Genomic DNA, 18,224 nt, shown 5'->3' on the forward strand with positions numbered 1-18,224 from the left:
CGGCGAAGCGTCGGGCGATCATCGCGGACCCGCTCCGCCGCGGGTCCCCGCCGTATCAGCCGGCGCCGAGATCAGCCGGACGTTCGCGACGCCCGCGCGCCGCAGGGCATCGAGGGCTTTGGCGACGTCTTCCGTCCGGGCGCTCCGCGCGGTCAGGAGGAGGACCGACCGGGCGCCTCCCTCGCGCAGCCGGACGGCCGCCGGCCGGAGCGCGTCGAGAGCGTAGACCTGCGCTCCGAGGCGCGCCCGGCCGCGCAGCACGACGAGGGTCTCGTCGGCCGGGGCGACGGTTCGGGACGCGGTCTCGCTCCCCTCGGCGCCGGCGACCGCGCGCCCCTGTCCGCTGACGGGGATCAGGCCGAAGGGGGCGATGCGCGAGGACAAAGCGAAGAAGATGACGAGGAGGAAGATGACGTCGACGAGCGGCGTCAGGACGAAGCGCCGCCTGGTCCTGGCGCGAACCCGGCGCATGGATCAGCGGGGCCGGGCGAGCGCCCGGTCGAGGTCGCTGCTCGCGGCCTCGTCGTCGGGCAGGACCGTCGAAAGGCGGCGGCGCGAATAGGCCACGCTGCGCGGCGCATCGCCGTGGACCGCTCTCAGGATCAGCCCCTCGATCGCCCGCGTCTCGGCGTCGAGCGCGGCGTCGAAATAGGCGGCGGCGAAGAAGAACGGGATGGCGACGACGAGGCCGGCGGCCGTGGTGATGAGCGCGGCGAAGATGCCGGCCGACAGAAGCGCCGGATCGATCGCCCCTTGCGTGCCGGACATGGTGAAGAACACCTCGATCATGCCGAAGACCGTGCCGAGCAGGCCGAGCATCGGTGCGGCCTGGACGATCGCGTCGAGAAAGGGGAGGTGCCGCGCCAGCCGCGCCAGCCCCTCGATCGCCGCCTCTTCGGCGAGGGCGCCGGCCCGCTCGCGCCCTTCCGGCCCGGGCGGGGCCTCGGCCAGTGCGGTCTTCGCCGCGGCGAGAACGTGGGCGCGCAGCAGCGTCGCCCGGCCGGCGTCGCTGGCGAAGGATCGGCTCTTGCCGGATCGGCCGACCCCTGCCCGTCGGAACTCGACCGCCTTGACGATCGATACCGCCAGCCCGGCAATCGACAGGAGCGCGAGCACGACGAGGATCGGGCCGGCACTGGAGCTGAGCTGCGAGGCGAGGATCTCCCACATGACGCGGCCGCCGCTCCCTTACGTGTCGAAGGTGATGGCGGTGCGCGACGTCGGCTCGAGCGCGTCCATGCAGATCGCGGCGCTGCCTTGGGCCGTCTCGCATTCGGCGACGTCGTTGACGAGGATGCGCGAGATCCCGGCGCAGGGCTGATCGGCGAGATCGAACTGGACGACCTTCGTCTTGCCGGCAGGAAGCTGCCCGAACTGCAGGACGAGGAATTGCGAGACCTGGCCGTTCGTGTCGAAGACGACGACGTCGTAGGAAACCTTTTCGAGCGGCTGGCCCGTGCCGTTCACCGCCACATAAGAGAGGCGGCAGAGCCCGGCGTCGTCGACGGCGTTGTTGAGTTCGAGGCCGAGCCGATTCTGCGCCGCCGGCTGCGTGCCGGTGGCAGCGTCCCCGGTCGGGGTGCCGCCGTCCTGGGCGAGGGCCGGCGCCCCGCCGAGCGCCAGGCCGGCGGCGACGAGGGCGGCCGATCCGATACGCCCCGCCGTCCGCGCGAACGCCCCGACGGATGACGGGTGTTTTTCCGGCGCGGCCGGACGCCGGCTCGAACGGCTCTTCGAATCGACCCTGCTCTTCATCCTGACGCTCACCCCCATGCTGGAACCTTTGATCAACCTTTGATAGAAATCTCTATCATGCCGGCTTTCAAGGATACAGATTTCCCATGGCCCTGTCGCGTAGGGATCGGACCGCAACCGCGAGGGCATTTCCGGCTGCCGGAGGCCGCCGGCGTCGGGGCGCTCTGCGAGGCCTCGCGGGCGTTGCGGCGCTGGCCGCGGGCCTCTCGGCGAGCGGTGCGGCCGAAGCCCAGTTCGTCGTCTGCAACCAGTCGCTCGACGTCGTCAACGTCGCCATCGGCCGCGACGCCGGCGACGGCTTTTCGACCGAGGGCTGGTGGATCGTCGGCGCGAACCGTTGCGCCACCACCATCCGGGACGAATTGTCGGCGCGCTACGTCTACGTCTATGCCGACGACGTCTTCGGGCGCGCGGTCCTCTATGGCTCGACCGAAATGTGCGTCGGCGCGAAGAGCTTCCGGATCGTCGGCACCGAGGCGTGCTTCCAGCGCGGCTACCGTCCGGCGAAGTTCCTGGAGGTCGACACGGAGGCGGTGTCGCGCTGGACGCTGTTCCTTTCGCCGCGCTCGTGATCGGCCGTTCGGCACGTCCGCCCTCGGCCCGGACCGCGGATCAAATCGATCGCTTCAATCATCGGTAGAAATCGGTCTGGCGCTGAGCTAGCATCGGCGACCACTCCGGACGTTTCGAGGGATACAGAACTTGCCGCCGAGCCCGCAGATCCCGATCGGTGCGACGCCGGCGGCCGGCCTCGCGCCCGGTGCATCTGCCCCGTGGCGCGCCCGATCGAGCCCTCGCGCGCGAGGCTGAGGCGGCAATGGCGGTTCGCGACGAGGCCGAGACCCACCGCATCGATCCGTCGTTTCGCAGCGAGCGCCTCGACCAAAGCCGCCGGCGCGCGGCGCGGCGCATTCGAAAGCGGCTGCTCGCCGGCGTCTTCGGTGTGGCGCTGTGCCTCGGAGCCGTCCTTTACGTCTTCATGCCCGCGCGCGACGTCATACCGATCGACGCGGAACTCAGCCTTGCAGCGGAGGAGGACGCTGCCGCACAGATCGAGATCGAGACCGGCCTTGCCGAGGCGGGCATTGCCGCGCCGACGATGCTCGACCTTCCCGGCGATCCGCTGATCGTGACGCTCGGCGGCGCGTCCGGCCCGGCCCCGCGGCTGAAGAGCCTCGATCGGCCGGAGAGCCTGTCGGAAGCGGTTCCGGCGCCGAAACTGATGCTCCTGTCCGACCGGCTGGTCAGCGCCGGGGAGCGGCTGATGGTCCAGATCCCCTCCAGCCAGGCCGACTTCGCCTTCTTCCAGGCCCAGCGCGATGCCGCGCCCGCTGCGATGGAGGACTTCGAGGCCCGGGCGATCGCGGCGGCAGGCGTCGGTGAGATGGCGATCGCTGCGCCCGGCGAAGGAGGCGGCGGGGCGGCCATCGCCGATGCGGAGGCTGCCGGTTGGGGCGAGACCGTCGATCGGGGCAGCGCGCCGCTGCCGAGCTTCGAGAAGACTGCGATCGCCGACACGACGAGCATCGCCCGGTTGCGCCCCGAAAGCGAGCGTTTCACCGCGACCGAGACCTTCGGCGAGCGCATCCTCGCGCCGTTGTCGCTCGGCCGGTTCCTGAGCGAGCGCGGTTTCGAAGCCGAGGATGCCGAGCGCGCCGGCGCGGCTGCCCGCGACCTCCTAAAGGTCGAGGAGCTCGTGCCGAACACGGTGATCGGCCTGCGTGGACTGCGGCGAAGCCGCGATGCGAAGTTCGTCGTCGCGCAACTGTCGCTCTATGCCGGCCAGACCTATTTCGGGACCCTGGCGCGCGAAGCGGGCGGCGGCTTTTCCCTCGGCGCCGATCCCTTCGCCGCGGCCGATCTGGTGCAGAAGGCCGGCGAAGAGCCGCCTGGTAAGCGCCAGTACCGACTGCTCGATGCGATCTATTCCACCGGCATCCGCAACGGCGTCCCGATGGAGGTGGTCGGCGAGGCCATCATGCTCCTGTCGCGGGATCACGACCTCGACGCCATCGCGGCGCCGGACGACCGCTTCGACCTTCTCTACGATGCCGAGCCTGCCGGCGACGTCTCGCCCGGGACGGCGCGCGTGCGCTATGCCGCCGTCCGTCGCGGCGAGGGGCCGATGACCTGTTACGTCTTCCGGCCCTCCGCCGAAACGCCGGTCTGCCACGACGGCAACGGGTCGGTCGGCCGGAGCGGCGCGCCGGCCGGGGCGGCCTCGGCAAACGGCATGGTCGTGCCGGTGAAGGGCGTCCTGACCTCGACCTTCGGTCCGCGCCGCCATCCGATCCTGAAGACCGTGCGCATCCACAAGGGCGTCGACTGGGCGGCGCCGCGCGGGACGGCCGTCCATGCGGCCTTCGCCGGCACCCTCGTTTACGCAGGCGACGGCAAGGGCTACGGCAATCTCGTGCGGATCGCTCACGGCGGCGGGCGCGAGACCCGCTATGCCCATCTCAGCCGCTTCGCACCGGGCCTCGCGATCGGCCGGACCCTCGCGGCGGGGGAGTTGATCGGCTATGTCGGCACCACCGGCCTGTCCACCGGGCCGCATCTGCATTTCGAACTCTATGCCGACGGCCAGGCGGTCGACCCGCTGGGAGTCGGCGGGCCGACGCTCCCTGCAAGCGTTGCGGTTGCTGCCGGCGACGATGTGCCGGCAGCCTCGGCGGGCGCCGTCGATCAACTGGTCGCGTGGATCGTCAGGGTCGAGAGCGGCGGCAATGCCCGGGCCAAGAACCCGCTGTCGAGCGCGACCGGGCTCGGCCAGTTCATCTCGTCGACCTGGCTGCGGATGATCAGGACCTATCGACCCGACCTCGCGGGCAGCCTCTCCCAGCGCGAAATTCTCGATCTTCGATTCGATCCGACGCTGTCGCGGGAGATGATCCGCAATCTCGCCCGCGAGGGCGAGGCCTATCTCGTCAGGCGCGGCCACCGGATCACGGCCGGGCGGCTCTATCTTGCCCATTTCCTCGGCATGGACGGGGCCGCCCAGGTGCTCTCCGCCGATCCCGAGGCGGCGGTCGTCGCGGTCGTCGGGCCGGGCGTAATCAAGGCGAACCCGTTCCTGGCAGGACAGAAGGTGCGCTACGTCGTCGAATGGGCCGAGCGGAAGATGCGGTCCGCGCGGGGTGGCGCCCGGCGGCAACCCGCGGCCGCGGCCGAATCTTCTGCCGCCGTCCCGCCGCCAGCGGCCCCGAGCGGGCCGGAACCGGCCTTCGCCGCCTATCGCAAGGCGATCCTCGCGCTTCTCGCCGACGCCGGCATCGCATCGTGACGAGGAGGGATGGCGCGCCTCAGGCGCTGAGGCCGCCGCGGCGAAGATGCTCGTCGAGCCGCGGCATGATCTCGACGAAATTGCAGGGGCGGTGCCGGTAGTCGAGCTGGTCTTTCAGGATGTGGTCCCAGGCGTCGCGACAGGCGCCGGGCGAGCCGGGCAGCACGAAGACGAAGGTCGCGTAGAGAACGCCGCCGGTGGCGCGGGACTGGATCGTCGAGACGCCGATCTTCTCGTAGGAGATCCGATGAAAGATCGCCGAGAAGCCGTCCATGCGCTTTTCGAACAAGGGCTCGAGGGCTTCCGGCGTCACGTCGCGGCCGGTGAAGCCGGTGCCGCCGGTGGTGATGACGACGTCGACCTCGGGATCTTCGCACCAGGCCCGGACGCTGTCGCGGATATGCGTTACGTCGTCCGGCACGATCTTGCGGTAGGCGAGGCGGTGACCGGCGCCGGTGAGGCGGTCGACGAGGAGGTCGCCGGAGCGGTCGTCGGCGAGCCGTCGGGTGTCGGAAACGGTGAGGACGGCGATCGACAGGGGAACGAAGGCGCGTTCGGTATCGCTCATGGCGAACTCCTTTCGTTGTCCGGCGCAGCGCTGCGAGGGTCGCGGGAAAGCCACCAGCCCGGCTCTTCTCCGGCGATCCTCTGCGCCGCTTCGTCGCGGGCGGCGGTGTCCGCGAAAAGCCCGAAGACGGTCGCGCCGGATCCCGACATGCGAGCGAAAAGGGCGCCGGCCGCCAGGAGGCGCGCACGCGCATTCTCGATCTCGGGCGCCAGCGAACCGGCGGCGAGCGCCAGATCGTTGCGGGTCTCGGCGAGATAGGCGACGAGTTCGCCAGTGGCCCTGAAACCTTGAACCGGCAAGGCCGGCATCGGCGGATTGTCGCGGCGGGCGAGCATCCGAAAGACGGCGGCCGTCTCGACGGCGATGCCCGGATTGACCAGCAGCATTGCAAGCTGAGGCATCGCCTCGACCGGCCGGATCGCCTCGCCGATGCCGGAGACGAAGGCGGCCCGACCGGCAAGACACATCGGAACGTCGGCTCCGAGGCGGATTGCGGCGGCGGCGAGCGCCGCCCGCGCCTCATCGGGCACGTCGGCCGAGACGAGAGCGAGGAGCGCCGCGGCATCGGCCGAGCCACCGCCGATGCCGGCGGCGACCGGAAGATGCTTCGACAAAGCGATGTCGAGGGGTGGCAGCTTCAGCCCCAACGTCGCCAACTCGGCGCGGGCAAGGGCGGCCGCCTTCAGGAGGATGTTGCCGTTGCCGGCCGGAACGGCCGAGGCGAAGCGGCCGGAAACGTCGAGGCGATCGATTCCCGCTTCTCTCTCGCGGTCCCCGACGGCGTCGTTCGCGCGCGGGAGGACGGCAATCTCGTCGCACGCGCCGGCATCGAAGACGACGAGGCTTTCCAGGAGATGATAGCCGTCGTCCCGGCGACCGACGACATGCAGCGCGAGATTGACCTTGGCGGGTGCGGGCCGGCATTCGGCCGGAACGGTCACGGCATCCATGCGGCCCACCATCCGGCCTCGTTCGGCAGCCCCGTCAGTTCGTGGTCGTCGGAGCTGCGCCCGGCGCCGCTTCGGGCGGCGTGGGGCTCGCCGGTGTGGCGGCGGGATTTGCTGGCTTTGCGGGAAGGTCGGTCGTCGGGGACGTCGCTTCCGCCTCGGCCCGCTTCGGGGTCTCGGCGGTGCCGGTGTCGGCCTTTTCGCTGGATGCGGCACCGGTCAGGCCGTCTTTCAGCTTCGCCTCGATCTCGCGGCGCTGCTCCGCCTCGGGTTCGGGCTTGCCGACGAGGGCGCGCTCCCACTGGAACTTCGCCTCGCGCTTGCGGCCGACCTGCCAATAGGCGTCGCCGAGATGGTCGTTGATCGTCGGATCCATCGGCGTGATCAGGACGGCACGCTCGAGCTGCTCGACGGCGTCGTCGTAGCGGCCGAGGCGGTAATAGGCCCAGCCGAGGCTGTCGATGATGTAGCCGTCGTTGGGACGAAGGTCGACGGCCCGCTTGATCATGCCGAGCCCCTCGTCGAGATGCCGGTTCATGTCGACCCAGGAATAGCCGAGATAGTTCAGGACCTGCGGCTGGTCGGGCGAAAGCTCCAGCGCCTTCTTGAAGTCCGGCTCGGCCTTGTCCCACATCTTCTGCCGCTCGTAGGCGATTCCGCGCTGGTAGTAGAGGTTCCAGTTCTCAGCGTCGTCCGCCTTGGCGAGTTCGACCGCCTTGTCGAGCGCGCCGGCGGCCTCGGCATATTGCTTGTCGGCGGACAGGACGTCGGCGAGCGCGGTATGGGCGCGCACGTCGTCGGGATAGTCGCGGACGGCCCGTTCGAGATGGCGCTTCGCCTCGTCCTTCTTTTCGGCATACCAGAGATCGAGGCCGATCTGCAGGTCGGCGGTCCGGCGGAAGGCAGAGTTCTCCGGGATCTCCTTGTAGTAGGAGATGGCGAGGTCGAGCTGGTTCGCCTGCTCGGCAATCCCCGCGAGCGCCGTCAGGAGGGCCGGGCTGCGCGGCGACAGCGCCCTGGCGAGCTGGAAATAGAGGAGGGCGACGTCGCGTCCGTCGCCGCGGTTGATCGCCTGGCCGAGCACGTAGAGGCTCTCGGCCGCGCCCTCCTGTACGGAGGCCGCGGCGGGCTCGATCGTTTCGCCGCGATCGATCCGATCGCGCAGGAAGGTCAGCGGCGTATAGTTCGGCGCGACGGCGAGCCCGGCATCGACCGCCTTCAGCGCAGCCTGCTTGTCGCCTTCGCGCGTCTCGAGGCGGGCGAGCGCGTCGGCGGCGCCGAGATAGGCGTCGGGGGAGGTACGGGCGAGGGTCTGATCCGCCACCACGTCCGACAACACCTTGCGTGCCACCTGCGGCCGGCCGGCAAGCGAGGCGATCAGGCCTTTTTGATAGGCGTTGAAGATCGCATACCAGGGCGCGCCGGTGCTCTGGTCGATCCGCGACAGCGCCTCGTCGACCCGGCCGGCGCCGACCTCCGCCCAGGCCATCAGATGGGCGAGGAGAAGCGCGTCGAGATCGGTCGGATTGACGACGTCGAACTCGGCGATGGCGGCCTCGAAGTCGCCCTTGGTCAGGGCATCGACGCCGAGGGTGATTCGCGCCACCTTGGCGACGTTCGCATCGTCGCGAAGCTTGGCCGCGAGGTCGACGCCGTCCTTGAACCGTCCGTCCGCCAGATAGGCGAACATCGCGTCCTGCTGCAGCGCTTCGGCGGTCGGATCGATCGACAGGGCCTGGGTGTAATAATCGGTCGCGGCGTCGAGATCGCCGGAAGCCTGGGCGGTCTTGGCGGCGAGATAGGCGCCCGACAGCGAGCCGGCGGTCTCGACCGGCGCCTTCGGAAGGTCCGGCATCCCGTCCTGGCCGGCCGCACGGCCCGCCCCGCTCCCTGCGAGAACGATCACGGCCGACGCCATCAAGGTGGTGAAGAGGCGCGAAAGCGTCACGATGGATCCTTTCCTCCGGCAGAGCCGGTGCGGTTTCCTTGCAAGATGCCGCGGTCGGGGCAGCCCGGATGGCTCGCGAAGTGACGCGAACTCGCAGCAATTTGCAAGTCTCTTCGGCGTGTTGCACAAAGACCTTGACCGCAATGCGACGGGCCCCGCGACAAGGGCCGGCGATCACGGCGACGTGGCCGCGGGCCCTTGTCCTTCGAGCCCGCGCGGTCTGCGAACCCCTCAGTTCAGCCGATCGACGCAGAAGTCGACGACGCCCAGCATCGCCTCGCGGGCCGGCGAAGGCGGCAGCGTCGAGGCGGCGCGGAAGGCCTCCTCGCCGAAGCCTCGCGCCCGCTCGATCGTCGCCTCGAGCGCGCCGTGGCGCTGCAAGAGATCCTTGGCCCGGGCGAGCGCTGCGTCGTCGTTCTCGCCGCTCTCCATCGCGCTCTGCCAGAACGCCTTTTCCGCCACGTCGCCCTTGGCGTAGGCGAGAATGACGGGCAGGGTGATCTTGCCTTCGCGGAAGTCGTCGCCGGTGTTCTTGCCGAGATCGGCGAGCGAGCCGCGATAGTCGAGGACGTCGTCGACGAGCTGGAACGCCAGCCCGAGCGAGCGGCCGTAGTCGCGCATCGCCGCGCGCTCCTCCTCTCCCTTGTCGGCGAGCACCGGCCCGACCTCGGTGGCCGCGGAGAAGAGGGCTGCGGTCTTGGCGTCGATCACGGCGAGGTAGTCCGCCTCGCTGGTGGTCATCTGTTTGGCCGCGGCGAGCTGCCAGACCTCTCCCTCGGCGATCACGGCAGACGCCGCGGACAGGATCGCCAGGGCATCCAGCGAGCCCACCTCGACCATCGTCTTGAAGGCCTGGCCGAGCAGGAAGTCGCCGACGAGGACGCTCGCCTGGTTGCCCCAGATGGTCCGCGCCGTGCTCTTGCCGCGTCGCATGTCGCTCTCGTCGACGACGTCGTCATGGAGCAGCGTCGCCGTGTGCATGAACTCGACGCTGGCGGCGAGCTTGACGTGATCGGCGCCGTCATAGCCGTGCGCCAGCGCCGAGGCGATGGTCAGCATCGGCCGCAGCCGCTTGCCGCCGGAGGAGATCAGATGTTCGGCGATCTCGGGGATCAGCGTCACGTTCGAGCCGGCCATGGCGAGGATGAGATCGTTGACCCGGGCCATGTCGGCCTTGGTCAGCGCCAGGATCGGATCGATCGACCCGCGGGTCTGCCGCTGTGCGGCGCGGATGGCCAGGCTCACCATGCTTCTCCGTTGTTCGAGCTCTCCGCAGAGCAAATTCTGCGCTGCAATAGGCCGAGGGCGCGGCGCCCCGCAAGGGCGGTTCCGGCGGCTTCGTCCAAGCCCACCGCAGGCGTGCGGCGCGTGGCGTCCCTGTTCGCCAAGATGGCATCTTCGCGCCGCGCGTCCATTCGAAGCGCGGCCCGGGACCGAAATTGCCGCACCGGTCGGCCATGCCGCCGCCTTCTCGCGACGCTCACCGGCCGAGCGGTCGGCGCTGCGGCACTTTCGCCTCGACAACACGTTGTGTGAGCGAAAAGATGACGGCCGATCCACAGGGCGGCTGAACGCCGCCGGCGAAAGGATGCTTCATGAAGGAACTCATGCGATCGAACGACGCGGTGCTGATCTCGTTCGTCGACGCCCTGCTCAACGATGCCGAGATCCTGCATTTCGTCGCCGACGCCCACATGAGCATTCTAGACGGCTCGATCGGCGTCCTGCCACGGCGCGTCCTCGTCGATCCCGAGCGCCTCGAACAGGCGCGCCGGCTCCTGCGCGATGCCGATCTCGGCCACGAGATTTCCGTGGCCGACTGATACGGGCCCGACGGAGAACCTGCATGTGATGGCGGCCGATCCCACTGGCGATTCGACGATCGACGGGCGTCCCGTGCGCCTCGACGCCTTTCATGACGGCGGCTTCGCCGTGTTCCAGCCGAAGGGCTGGGGTTATCGCTCCGGCCTCGACGCGATGCTGCTCTGCGCCTGCGTCGCCCCCGGTTTCGCCGGCCGGATCGCCGATCTCGGCGCCGGCTCGGGCGTCGTCGGCTTCGGCGCGGCGCTTCGGGCACCGGAGGCTTCGGTGGCGCTCGTCGAGGCCCAGCCGATCATGGCGTCGCTCTGCCGACAGTCGCTCGCCCTGCCGCAAAACGCGCATCTGGCGAGACGGATCGCCGTCGCCGAAATCGACATCGGAAGCGGCCGCCCGTCGCGCGAAGCGGCGGGCCTCGGCGATTCGGCCTTCGATCTCGTTCTGACCAACCCGCCTTTTCACCCGGCGAACCACCGCCGGCCGCCGGATCCGGTGAGAGAGCGGGCGCTGTTTCCCGCGGACGGCATGTCGCTCGGCCGCTGGTTCGCCGTCGCCGCCGCGCTGTTGGCGCCGAAAGGTCGGCTGGTGGCCGTGTTGAGGACCGACCGCCTCGGCGAGGTCCTGCAAGCGATCGAACCCCGCTTCGGCGAGGCGACCGTCCTGCCGGTCCACGGCCGGGCCGGTGCGCCGGCCGAGCGCGTCGTCGTCGCCGCGAGGAAGGGAACGCGCGCGCCGCTGCGGCTGCTCGAAGGGATCGCGCTCGACGACGGCGCCGGCGGGCCGACGGCTCTGTCCGGAAAGATCGCCCGCGGCATTGCGACGCTGCCCCTCGCCGAGATGTGAAGCCGCCCTGACGCGGCGCCGGCGGGCGTCGGGAAGGCGCGCGATTGCGAAGCGGCGGGGAGTGCTTAAATGCACCGGGACCTGAAAACGAACCGCACCCGAAGGCATCCCTTGGCCAACCCGCTCAAGAAACTCCTCCCGAAGCGCTTTCGCCGGGAGGGCGTCACCATTCCGGTGGTCAAGCTCTCGGGCATGATCGCGGCCTCCAGTTCGCCCTTCCGTCAGGGTCTGTCGATCGCGACGGCCGCCCCGCTGCTCGAAAAGGCGTTCGGCGACAAGGCCGCCCCGGCCGTCGCCATCGTCGTCAATTCGCCCGGCGGTTCGCCGGTGCAGTCGCGGCTGATCTTCAAGCGGATCCGCGATCTGGCCGAAGAAAAGCAGAAGACCGTGCTCGTCTTCGTCGAGGACGTCGCGGCCTCTGGTGGCTACATGATCGCCTGCGCCGGCGACGAGATCATCGCCGACCCGTCCTCGATCGTCGGCTCGATCGGCGTCGTCTCCGGGTCCTTCGGCTTCGTCGAGGCGATCGCCAAGCTCGGCATCGAGCGGCGCGTCCACACCGCCGGGCAGAACAAGGCGACGCTCGACCCGTTCCAGCCGGAAAAGCCCGAGGACGTGGCGCATCTGAAAGCCTTGCAGCTCGAGGTGCACGACACCTTCATCGATCTCGTCAAGTCGCGACGCGGGGCAAAGCTCGTCGAGGACGACCAGATGTTCTCCGGTCTCTTCTGGTCCGGCAAGCGCGGGCTGGACCTCGGCCTCGTCGACGCTCTCGGCGACATCCGCGAGACCCTGCGGCTGCGCTATGGCGAGACCGTGAAACTGGACCTGATCAGCCAAGGGCGATCGCTGTTCGGCCGCAAGCCGAAGGGTATCAGCGCCGGGACCGATGGCGCCCTCGCCGCGATCGGCGAGGGCGTGGCCGACCGGATCTTCGCCCAACTCGAGGAACGGGCGATCTGGGCGCGATTCGGGCTCTGAGGAGCGTTGCCTCCGCTCGCGGAGGCTCCGCGGCAGTTAGGCGAAGATGCCGCAGATGGTGAATTGCCGGCATGGCGGCGAAGGCGCATAATGCTGCCGGAAGGTGTGTTTTGGAGATGATCGAAGCGATGCCCCAGCTCATACTCCTGGGCCTCGTCGGAGCCGCTGCCTGGCTCGGCTACAAGCAGATGGCGAAGGATGCCGAGAAGGTGTCCGAGCGCAATCGTCAGGCCGAGGCGGAGGTGCGCAACGGCGCCCAGGGCACGCTCGTGCGCGGGCCGGACGGCGTATACCGCGTCCGCAAGGACTGACGTCCCGCGAATGCGACGGGCACCAGGCCGCCCACAGGGGCGCAACCCTTAGCTGCCTGCGCAAGCAGGCGGCTAACAGCTTGGAACAGACCGCTCTCCGCGAGATTGGCGAGGCACACGCTCGAATCTCACGGAGTATCCGCGATGAAAGCCATCACCTGGCACGGCAAGCACGACATGCGCTGCGAAAGCGTCCCCGATCCCGAGATCGAGGACGGCCGCGACGTCATCATCAAGACCACGGCCTGCGCGATCTGCGGGTCGGATCTCCATTTCTACGACGGTTTCATGCCCGGCATGGAATCGGGCGACATCGTCGGCCACGAATTCATGGGCGAGGTGATGGAGGTCGGCCGCGACACGAAGAAGCTGAAGGTCGGCGACCGCATCGTCGTGCCGTTCACCATCGTCTGCGGCGAATGCGATCAGTGCCGGCGCGGGAACTTCTCCGTCTGCGAGCGCTCCAACCGCAATGCCGACACCGCCGCCAAGATGTTCGGCCACACGACGGCGGGCCTTTATGGCTATTCGCATCTGACCGGGGGCTATTCCGGCGGGCAGGCGGAATATGTGCGTGTTCCCTACGCCGACGTCGGCCCCGTGAAGGTCCCCGACGGCATGACCGACGAGGAGGTGCTGTTTCTCGGCGACATCCTGCCGACGGGTTGGCAGGGCGCCAAGAACTGCGACATCCAGCCGACGGACACGGTGGCGATCTGGGGCGCCGGTCCGGTCGGCCTCTTCGCCCTGCAGAGCGCGATCATCCAGGGCGCCAAGCAGGTCGTCGTCATCGACGAGGTGCCGGAGCGCCTGGCCATCGCCGAGCGGATGGGCGCGATCACCATCAATTTTCAGGAAGAGAGCACGGTCGAGCGCCTGAACGACCTCACCCAGGGCAAGGGGCCGGAATGCTGCATCGACTGCGTCGGCATGGAGGCCCATTCCGGCTACGGGATCGAGCATCTCTACGATCGCGCCAAGCAGACGGTGATGGCCGAGACCGACCGGCCGCACGTTTTGCGCGAGATGATCTATGTCTGCAGGCCGGGCGGCACGATCTCCGTGCCGGGCGTCTATGGCGGCCTCGTCGACAAGATCCCCTTCGGCGCGGCGATGAACAAATCCCTGAGCTTCAAGATGGGCCAGACCCATGTGAACAAATGGGCCGACGACCTTCTGGTGCGTATCCAGGAGGGCCAGTTCGACACGACCTCCTTCATCTCGCACCGAGGCACGCTGGAAGACGGGCCGGAACTCTACAAGACCTTCCGTGACAAGAAGGACGGTTGCACCAAGGTGGTGCTGCGGCCGTAACCGAGGCGGCGACGACCACGCATGGGATGATCTGGAGACGAAGCCGGGCGGGCCTTTCGGGCCGCCCGGCTTTTTGTGCCTCGACGGAATGACATTCGCATTGGACGAGCGTTTTCGCGCCGGGAACCCAGAATCACGCGAAATCCGCCGAGCTAACTTCGGCTTAATGCTGCTTGCGTAATGATATATTCGTTGCGGAGGCAAACGTGCTCGTTCTCAAGAAGTCCGTCGACTGGCTCACTTTTCGGTCCGTACAGCCCGGGCTCGCCGTGGCACAGTTCCGCGAGCTGCAGCGGCAGATTCCGCTCCTCTACGCTTTGCTCAGCGTGAATGCCTTGGCGGTCGCCTATACTCATCACGGCACCGCGCCCGAGTGGATGACGGTCTGGGTTCCGGCCTTGCTTCTGACGGTCAGCGTCGTTCGCCTGGTGAAATGGCTGATTTCCCCTGTGGCAAGGGTCAGCGAAGAGGAGGCGATCCGGGCTTTGAAGCGCACCACGATCCTGGGATCCGTGATCGCGGTCGCCTACATCTCGTGGTCGCTGCAGCTCAGCCGGTACGGGAACGAGCATCAGCAAAGTCACGTCGCGATCTTCATCGCGATCACGGTCATCGGTTGCATCTTCTGTCTGATGCATCTGCCCCAGGCCGCTTTGTCGGTCACGGCCATCGTCACTCTCCCCTATCTTGCCTACTACGTCTCGCCCGACGACGCGATCTATACCGCCGTCGGCTTCAACATCCTCCTCGTCACGCTGGTGATGATCCGCGTCCTGCTCAACAGTTTCGACGGCTTCGCGATGTTGATCCGAACCCAGGTGCATACCGAGAAATTGAACCGGGAGATCACCAAGCTCGCCCATACCGACATGCTGACCGGGCTCCCGAACCGGCGCCTCTTCTTCACCGAAGCCGACCGCAGAATTGGACACTGTCGCACGGCGGGACGCGAGCTTGCCCTGGGCGTCATCGATCTCGATCGCTTCAAGGCCGCGAACGACACGTTCGGTCACGTGGTCGGGGACGAGATTCTCGGTGCGGTCGGAGAGCGCTTGCGGGACATTTTCGTAAACCACGACGGGCTCGTGGCGCGTCTGGGCGGTGACGAGTTCGCCTTCGTGGTCGAGGGTGACGATGCGAAGGCGCTGGCGCTCGCGGGACACGTTTGTCAGGCTCTCGCGGCACCGTTCCATCTGGAGGACATCACCGTCTCGATCGGCGCCTCCTGCGGCATCGCGACGACGCACGATGTCTTGGGGACCTCGCGCGAACTCTACGATTGTGCCGACTACGCCCTTTACAAGACCAAGAGCGAGCGCCGCGGCTTTGCGACACTCTACTCGCCCGAGCACGAACAGCGCATCCGCTCCGAACGAGCCGTGGAAGCGGCCCTTCAGGTGGCCGACCTCGACGAAGAGATGGAGGTCCATCTCCAGCCGATCGCCAGCATCGACGGAGGGACCGTCGCGTTCGTAGAGGCGCTCGCGCGCTGGACGAGCCCGGAACTCGGCCCGGTCGCGCCCGACGTCTTCATCCTGCTCGCCGAGCGGGCGGGCATCATGCACCGCCTGACCCTGACGCTTCTCGGCAAGGCGCTTGCCCACCTCGAACGGCTTCCGGCGGAGGTGATGCTCTCCTTCAATCTGTCGGCGCACGACATCACCTGTCACGAGACGGTGGTCGCCATCATGTCGCTCGTGCGGCGCTCGGGCGTTCACCCGTCCCGGCTCGTCATGGAGCTGACGGAAACCGCTGTCGTCAGAGATTTCGAGGCCGCCGAGGCGTCGATGCGGCTGCTTCGCTCGCTCGGGATCAAGATCGCTCTCGACGATTTCGGCACCGGGCAGTCGAGCCTCAGCTATCTGCGCAGGCTGCCGATCGACAAGGTCAAGATCGACAGAAGCTTCGTCGCCGGCGCCGACGATGTCGAAGGGCGCGAGCTACTCTCCGCCGTCGTCGCCTTCTGCAAGTCGATGCGCATGCAATGCATCGCGGAAGGCGTGGAAGACGCCTCGCAGCTTCGCTTCCTGCAGTCGATCGACTGCGACTTCTTTCAGGGTTATCTGCTCGCCAAGCCACTGCCGATCGACGAGCTCGTCGTTCTGGTGCAGGGCAGGGGACTGCCGGACCAACGGCTGGCAAAAGCCTGATCATGCTTCCGGCCCGGACGATTCCTCGGCAACGATCGAACCCCCGCGGCCGCCCGCCGTCGCCTCAGCCTTGACCGGCCTCCCGCCCCCGTGGCAACTCGCGTCCGACCCCTTTTCGCCCGTCGCGTCCAGCCGCGCGGGCTCATGCCGGACCGCCCCATCATGTCAGACATCGCCCCCCACATGGACCCGCGCCGCTCGTTTCAGGCGCTGATCCTGACGCTGCATCGCTACTGGGCCGACTATGGCTGCGTCGTGCTCCAGCCCTACGACATGGAGGTCGGCGCCGGCACCTTCCATCCGGCGACGACGCTGCGGGCCTTGGGTCCGCGGCCGTGGAATGCCGCATACGTCCAGCCGTCGCGGCGGCCGAAGGACGGGCGCTACGGCGAGAACCCCAACCGGCTGCAGCACTACTATCAGTATCAGGTGATCCTGAAGCCGAACCCGGCGAACCTGCAGGAGCTCTATCTCGGCTCTTTAAAGGCGATCGGCATCGACACCGGCCTGCACGACATCCGTTTCGTCGAGGACGACTGGGAGAGCCCGACGCTCGGCGCCTGGGGCCTCGGCTGGGAGTGCTGGTGCGACGGCATGGAGGTCTCGCAGTTCACCTACTTCCAGCAGGTCTGCGGCATCGAATGCGCGCCCGTCGCCGGCGAGCTGACCTACGGGCTTGAGCGTCTGGCGATGTACGTCCAGAACGTCGACAACGTCTACGACCTCAATTTCAACGGCCGCGAGGGGGCCGAGAAAGTCTTCTATGGCGACGTCTTCCTGCAGGCCGAGCAGGAATATTCCCGCTTCAACTTCGAGATCGCCGATACGAAGATCCTGCATCAGCACTTCATCGATGCGGAAAACGAGTGCAAGGCAGTGCTGGCCTTCGGCGCCCCGGCGGAAGCCGGCGGCCTGCACAAATGCGTCCTGCCGGCCTACGACCAGTGCATCAAGGCGTCCCACGTCTTCAACCTGCTCGACGCCCGCGGCGTCATCTCGGTGACCGAGCGCCAGAGCTACATCCTGCGCGTCCGGAACCTCGCCAAGGCCTGCGGCGAGGCGTTTTTGCTGACGGATGCCGGTGGGGCGAACTGGAAGGGCTGATCGTCCATTGCGACGATCGTCGCGCGGGATTTTGCCGCCTGCCGCCCAGCGCGGGAATGGCTTGAGGCCCTGGCCCGGGTGCTGCCTGACGCCTAGCCCGGACCCTGCACGAACGGATCGATGACCGTGATCTCGGGAAAGCGGAAATCCCGCGTGTTCCTGGTGAGTACCACGAGGCCGTGGACTGCGGCCGTCGCGGCAATCAGGCTGTCATAGCTCTCGGTGGCTGCCTCGGCCTGCATCGCGCCGCAGAGCAGCGCCTCCGTCGCGCCGAACGGCAGTATTCGGCCGTCATAGGCAGGCAGGACGTTGCCGGCGAGCCAGCGGTCGAGGACTGCCGCCTCGTCGGGCGCGCGGCGCTTGAGCCGAAGGATGCCCCTCCGGATTTCCATGATGGTGAACGCCGACAGGAAGAAGGCACGCTGTGGCACCTCCACGAACCACCGCTGCACCAGCGGAGCGGCCCGACGCCCCTTGCGCGCTTCCGAAAGGACGTTCGTGTCGACGAGGTATGTCGTCAAAACGTGACCTGCCGGCCAGCCGGGGCAGGGCGCTCGAAGTCGATGTCGATGCCGGAGGCGTCCTCGCTGGCGAGGAGATCGAGCATGGTGGGGCCGGCCTTCTCGCCACTCATCCGCCGAAATTCCTCGTGGGTCATCAAGACGAAGGCGGGCTTGCCCCGATCTGTGATGACGACCGGCGACACGGCGGCGGCGCGCTTTGCTGCTCCGATGTCCTGATTGAGTTCGCGCGACGAGATCGTGGTCATGACCGCCTCCTTGTAGTAACGAAAAAATAGGTTACTACATTGAGCTGGTCAAGAAGCTCAGACCCACGCGGTGGCGCCACCGGAGCTTGGAGCCCGGCAGCGTTACGGGCAAGTCCCGCTGATCTTCGTCCGAGCTCGCGATGTCGGGAAAGGGTACCATGGGCCGTAGCGCACGGGCCCTTCCGGGGAACGTCGGCGGAAAGGCTCTCGATGCTCAGATCGTAGGACGTCTCGATCGCAATAGAGCATGATCCCGAAAAGTGGGAACCGGTTTTCGGAAAAGATCATGCGCAAACAGAAAGATGGAGCGGGACGATGAGCGAAGCTCATTTTATCTCGCTCTAGCGAACCAGCCGCGGAAGTCGCCCCGTCCGAGCCCGGATGGAAGGCGTAGAAGGTGGCTGTCGATTGCGGTTCAGAAGGGGTTTGGAAA

At 67.9% G+C, this 18,224-nt stretch carries 18 protein-coding genes; 9 read left to right on the plus strand and 9 right to left on the minus strand.

All coding sequences use genetic code 11. The features are described from left to right. Nucleotides 1-18: 18 nt before the first annotated feature. From LZD57_RS11955 to LZD57_RS11965, 3 genes are read right to left on the minus strand one after another with little or no spacing between them, the layout of a single operon-like run. The gene (locus tag LZD57_RS11955; RefSeq protein WP_233718712.1) at nt 19-471 is read right to left on the minus strand and encodes an ExbD/TolR family protein; all 453 of its coding nucleotides are present in this window, start codon (nt 469-471) and stop codon (nt 19-21) included. Nucleotides 472-474: 3 nt separating this feature from the next. Beyond that, entirely contained in the window at nt 475-1,170 is a 696-nt protein-coding gene (locus tag LZD57_RS11960; protein ID WP_233718713.1) for a MotA/TolQ/ExbB proton channel family protein, read from the minus strand. A gap of 18 nt (nt 1,171-1,188) precedes the next feature. After that, nucleotides 1,189-1,755 (minus strand): hypothetical protein, encoded by a 567-nt coding sequence (locus LZD57_RS11965; RefSeq protein ID WP_233718715.1) that lies wholly within the window; start codon nt 1,753-1,755, stop codon nt 1,189-1,191. An 86-nt stretch (nt 1,756-1,841) separates the two neighbouring features. Between LZD57_RS11965 and LZD57_RS11970 the strand changes: the two genes are divergently transcribed. Further along, a complete protein-coding gene (locus LZD57_RS11970) occupies nt 1,842-2,327 on the plus strand; it encodes a DUF1036 domain-containing protein (protein ID WP_233718717.1) in 486 nt (161 codons plus the stop codon). A gap of 245 nt (nt 2,328-2,572) precedes the next feature. Then, nucleotides 2,573-5,038 carry a peptidoglycan DD-metalloendopeptidase family protein gene (locus LZD57_RS11975; RefSeq protein ID WP_233718719.1) on the plus strand — a complete coding sequence of 822 codons (2,466 nt, stop codon included), beginning with the start codon at nt 2,573-2,575 and terminating at the stop codon, nt 5,036-5,038. Between the two features lie 19 nt (nt 5,039-5,057). Here the strand turns inward: LZD57_RS11975 and moaB are convergent, their stop codons facing one another. The 4 genes from moaB to LZD57_RS11995 all read right to left on the minus strand — a co-directional run bounded on the left by moaB (nt 5,058) and on the right by LZD57_RS11995 (nt 9,749). Then, on the minus strand, nt 5,058-5,606 hold the full coding sequence (gene moaB / locus LZD57_RS11980) for a molybdenum cofactor biosynthesis protein B (RefSeq protein WP_233718721.1): 549 nt from the start codon (nt 5,604-5,606) through the stop codon (nt 5,058-5,060). Further along, entirely contained in the window at nt 5,603-6,568 is a 966-nt protein-coding gene (locus tag LZD57_RS11985; protein WP_233718723.1) for a 4-(cytidine 5'-diphospho)-2-C-methyl-D-erythritol kinase, read from the minus strand. The genes moaB and LZD57_RS11985 overlap by 4 nt, the downstream gene beginning before the upstream one ends. Before the next feature lie 22 nt (nt 6,569-6,590). Further along, nucleotides 6,591-8,471 carry a tetratricopeptide repeat protein gene (locus LZD57_RS11990; protein ID WP_255699821.1) on the minus strand — a complete coding sequence of 627 codons (1,881 nt, stop codon included), beginning with the start codon at nt 8,469-8,471 and terminating at the stop codon, nt 6,591-6,593. A gap of 261 nt (nt 8,472-8,732) precedes the next feature. Beyond that, nucleotides 8,733-9,749: a polyprenyl synthetase family protein gene (locus LZD57_RS11995; protein WP_233718726.1), complete on the minus strand. Its 1,017-nt coding sequence runs from the start codon at nt 9,747-9,749 to the stop codon at nt 8,733-8,735. Between the two features lie 347 nt (nt 9,750-10,096). Between LZD57_RS11995 and LZD57_RS12000 the strand changes: the two genes are divergently transcribed. The 7 genes from LZD57_RS12000 to LZD57_RS12030 all read left to right on the plus strand — a co-directional run bounded on the left by LZD57_RS12000 (nt 10,097) and on the right by LZD57_RS12030 (nt 17,022). After that, nucleotides 10,097-10,324, plus strand: coding sequence for a putative signal transducing protein (locus tag LZD57_RS12000; RefSeq protein ID WP_233718727.1), 228 nt, complete (start codon nt 10,097-10,099; stop codon nt 10,322-10,324). A gap of 28 nt (nt 10,325-10,352) precedes the next feature. After that, nucleotides 10,353-11,162 (plus strand): tRNA1(Val) (adenine(37)-N6)-methyltransferase, encoded by an 810-nt coding sequence (locus LZD57_RS12005; RefSeq protein ID WP_233718729.1) that lies wholly within the window; start codon nt 10,353-10,355, stop codon nt 11,160-11,162. A 111-nt stretch (nt 11,163-11,273) separates the two neighbouring features. Continuing rightward, a complete protein-coding gene (locus LZD57_RS12010; RefSeq protein ID WP_233718730.1) occupies nt 11,274-12,143 on the plus strand; it encodes a S49 family peptidase in 870 nt (289 codons plus the stop codon). 128 nt (nt 12,144-12,271) lie between these two features. Beyond that, nucleotides 12,272-12,454: a hypothetical protein gene (locus LZD57_RS12015; RefSeq protein WP_233718731.1), complete on the plus strand. Its 183-nt coding sequence runs from the start codon at nt 12,272-12,274 to the stop codon at nt 12,452-12,454. 144 nt (nt 12,455-12,598) lie between these two features. Further along, nucleotides 12,599-13,768 carry a zinc-dependent alcohol dehydrogenase gene (locus tag LZD57_RS12020; RefSeq protein WP_233718733.1) on the plus strand — a complete coding sequence of 390 codons (1,170 nt, stop codon included), beginning with the start codon at nt 12,599-12,601 and terminating at the stop codon, nt 13,766-13,768. Between the two features lie 206 nt (nt 13,769-13,974). After that, nucleotides 13,975-15,918, plus strand: coding sequence for a putative bifunctional diguanylate cyclase/phosphodiesterase (locus LZD57_RS12025; RefSeq protein WP_233718734.1), 1,944 nt, complete (start codon nt 13,975-13,977; stop codon nt 15,916-15,918). Nucleotides 15,919-16,080: 162 nt separating this feature from the next. Then, the gene (locus LZD57_RS12030; RefSeq protein WP_233718736.1) at nt 16,081-17,022 is read left to right on the plus strand and encodes a glycine--tRNA ligase subunit alpha; all 942 of its coding nucleotides are present in this window, start codon (nt 16,081-16,083) and stop codon (nt 17,020-17,022) included. A gap of 92 nt (nt 17,023-17,114) precedes the next feature. Here LZD57_RS12030 and LZD57_RS12035 read toward each other — a convergent pair whose 3' ends face one another. Together LZD57_RS12035 and LZD57_RS12040 are read right to left on the minus strand one after the other, a co-directional pair. Further along, on the minus strand, nt 17,115-17,543 hold the full coding sequence (locus LZD57_RS12035; protein WP_233718738.1) for a type II toxin-antitoxin system VapC family toxin: 429 nt from the start codon (nt 17,541-17,543) through the stop codon (nt 17,115-17,117). Beyond that, nucleotides 17,540-17,791: a type II toxin-antitoxin system Phd/YefM family antitoxin gene (locus LZD57_RS12040; RefSeq protein WP_233718739.1), complete on the minus strand. Its 252-nt coding sequence runs from the start codon at nt 17,789-17,791 to the stop codon at nt 17,540-17,542. Before LZD57_RS12040 ends, LZD57_RS12035 begins: the two co-directional genes overlap by 4 nt. Nucleotides 17,792-18,224: the final 433 nt, after the last annotated feature.

It is taken from the genome of Jiella avicenniae (assembly GCF_021390325.1).
In the GTDB taxonomy this organism is placed as follows: domain Bacteria; phylum Pseudomonadota; class Alphaproteobacteria; order Rhizobiales; family Rhizobiaceae; genus Jiella; species Jiella avicenniae.

Bases quoted from the DNA above. Each gene is read 5' to 3' on its own strand.
- moaB (WP_233718721.1), bottom strand. From the start codon at position 5,606: ATGAGCGATACCGAACGCGCCTTCGTTCCCCTGTCGATCGCCGTCCTC.
- LZD57_RS12005 (WP_233718729.1), top strand. From the start codon at position 10,353: ATGGCGGCCGATCCCACTGGCGATTCGACGATCGACGGGCGTCCCGTG.
- LZD57_RS11990 (WP_255699821.1), bottom strand. From the start codon at position 8,471: ATGGCGTCGGCCGTGATCGTTCTCGCAGGGAGCGGGGCGGGCCGTGCG.
- LZD57_RS12030 (WP_233718736.1), top strand. From the start codon at position 16,081: ATGTCAGACATCGCCCCCCACATGGACCCGCGCCGCTCGTTTCAGGCG.
- LZD57_RS11975 (WP_233718719.1), top strand. From the start codon at position 2,573: ATGGCGGTTCGCGACGAGGCCGAGACCCACCGCATCGATCCGTCGTTT.
- LZD57_RS11955 (WP_233718712.1), bottom strand. From the start codon at position 471: ATGCGCCGGGTTCGCGCCAGGACCAGGCGGCGCTTCGTCCTGACGCCG.
- LZD57_RS11985 (WP_233718723.1), bottom strand. From the start codon at position 6,568: ATGGTGGGCCGCATGGATGCCGTGACCGTTCCGGCCGAATGCCGGCCC.
- LZD57_RS11965 (WP_233718715.1), bottom strand. From the start codon at position 1,755: ATGAAGAGCAGGGTCGATTCGAAGAGCCGTTCGAGCCGGCGTCCGGCC.
- LZD57_RS12000 (WP_233718727.1), top strand. From the start codon at position 10,097: ATGAAGGAACTCATGCGATCGAACGACGCGGTGCTGATCTCGTTCGTC.
- LZD57_RS11970 (WP_233718717.1), top strand. From the start codon at position 1,842: ATGGCCCTGTCGCGTAGGGATCGGACCGCAACCGCGAGGGCATTTCCG.
- LZD57_RS12015 (WP_233718731.1), top strand. From the start codon at position 12,272: ATGCCCCAGCTCATACTCCTGGGCCTCGTCGGAGCCGCTGCCTGGCTC.
- LZD57_RS11995 (WP_233718726.1), bottom strand. From the start codon at position 9,749: ATGGTGAGCCTGGCCATCCGCGCCGCACAGCGGCAGACCCGCGGGTCG.
- LZD57_RS12040 (WP_233718739.1), bottom strand. From the start codon at position 17,791: ATGACCACGATCTCGTCGCGCGAACTCAATCAGGACATCGGAGCAGCA.
- LZD57_RS12020 (WP_233718733.1), top strand. From the start codon at position 12,599: ATGAAAGCCATCACCTGGCACGGCAAGCACGACATGCGCTGCGAAAGC.
- LZD57_RS11960 (WP_233718713.1), bottom strand. From the start codon at position 1,170: ATGTGGGAGATCCTCGCCTCGCAGCTCAGCTCCAGTGCCGGCCCGATC.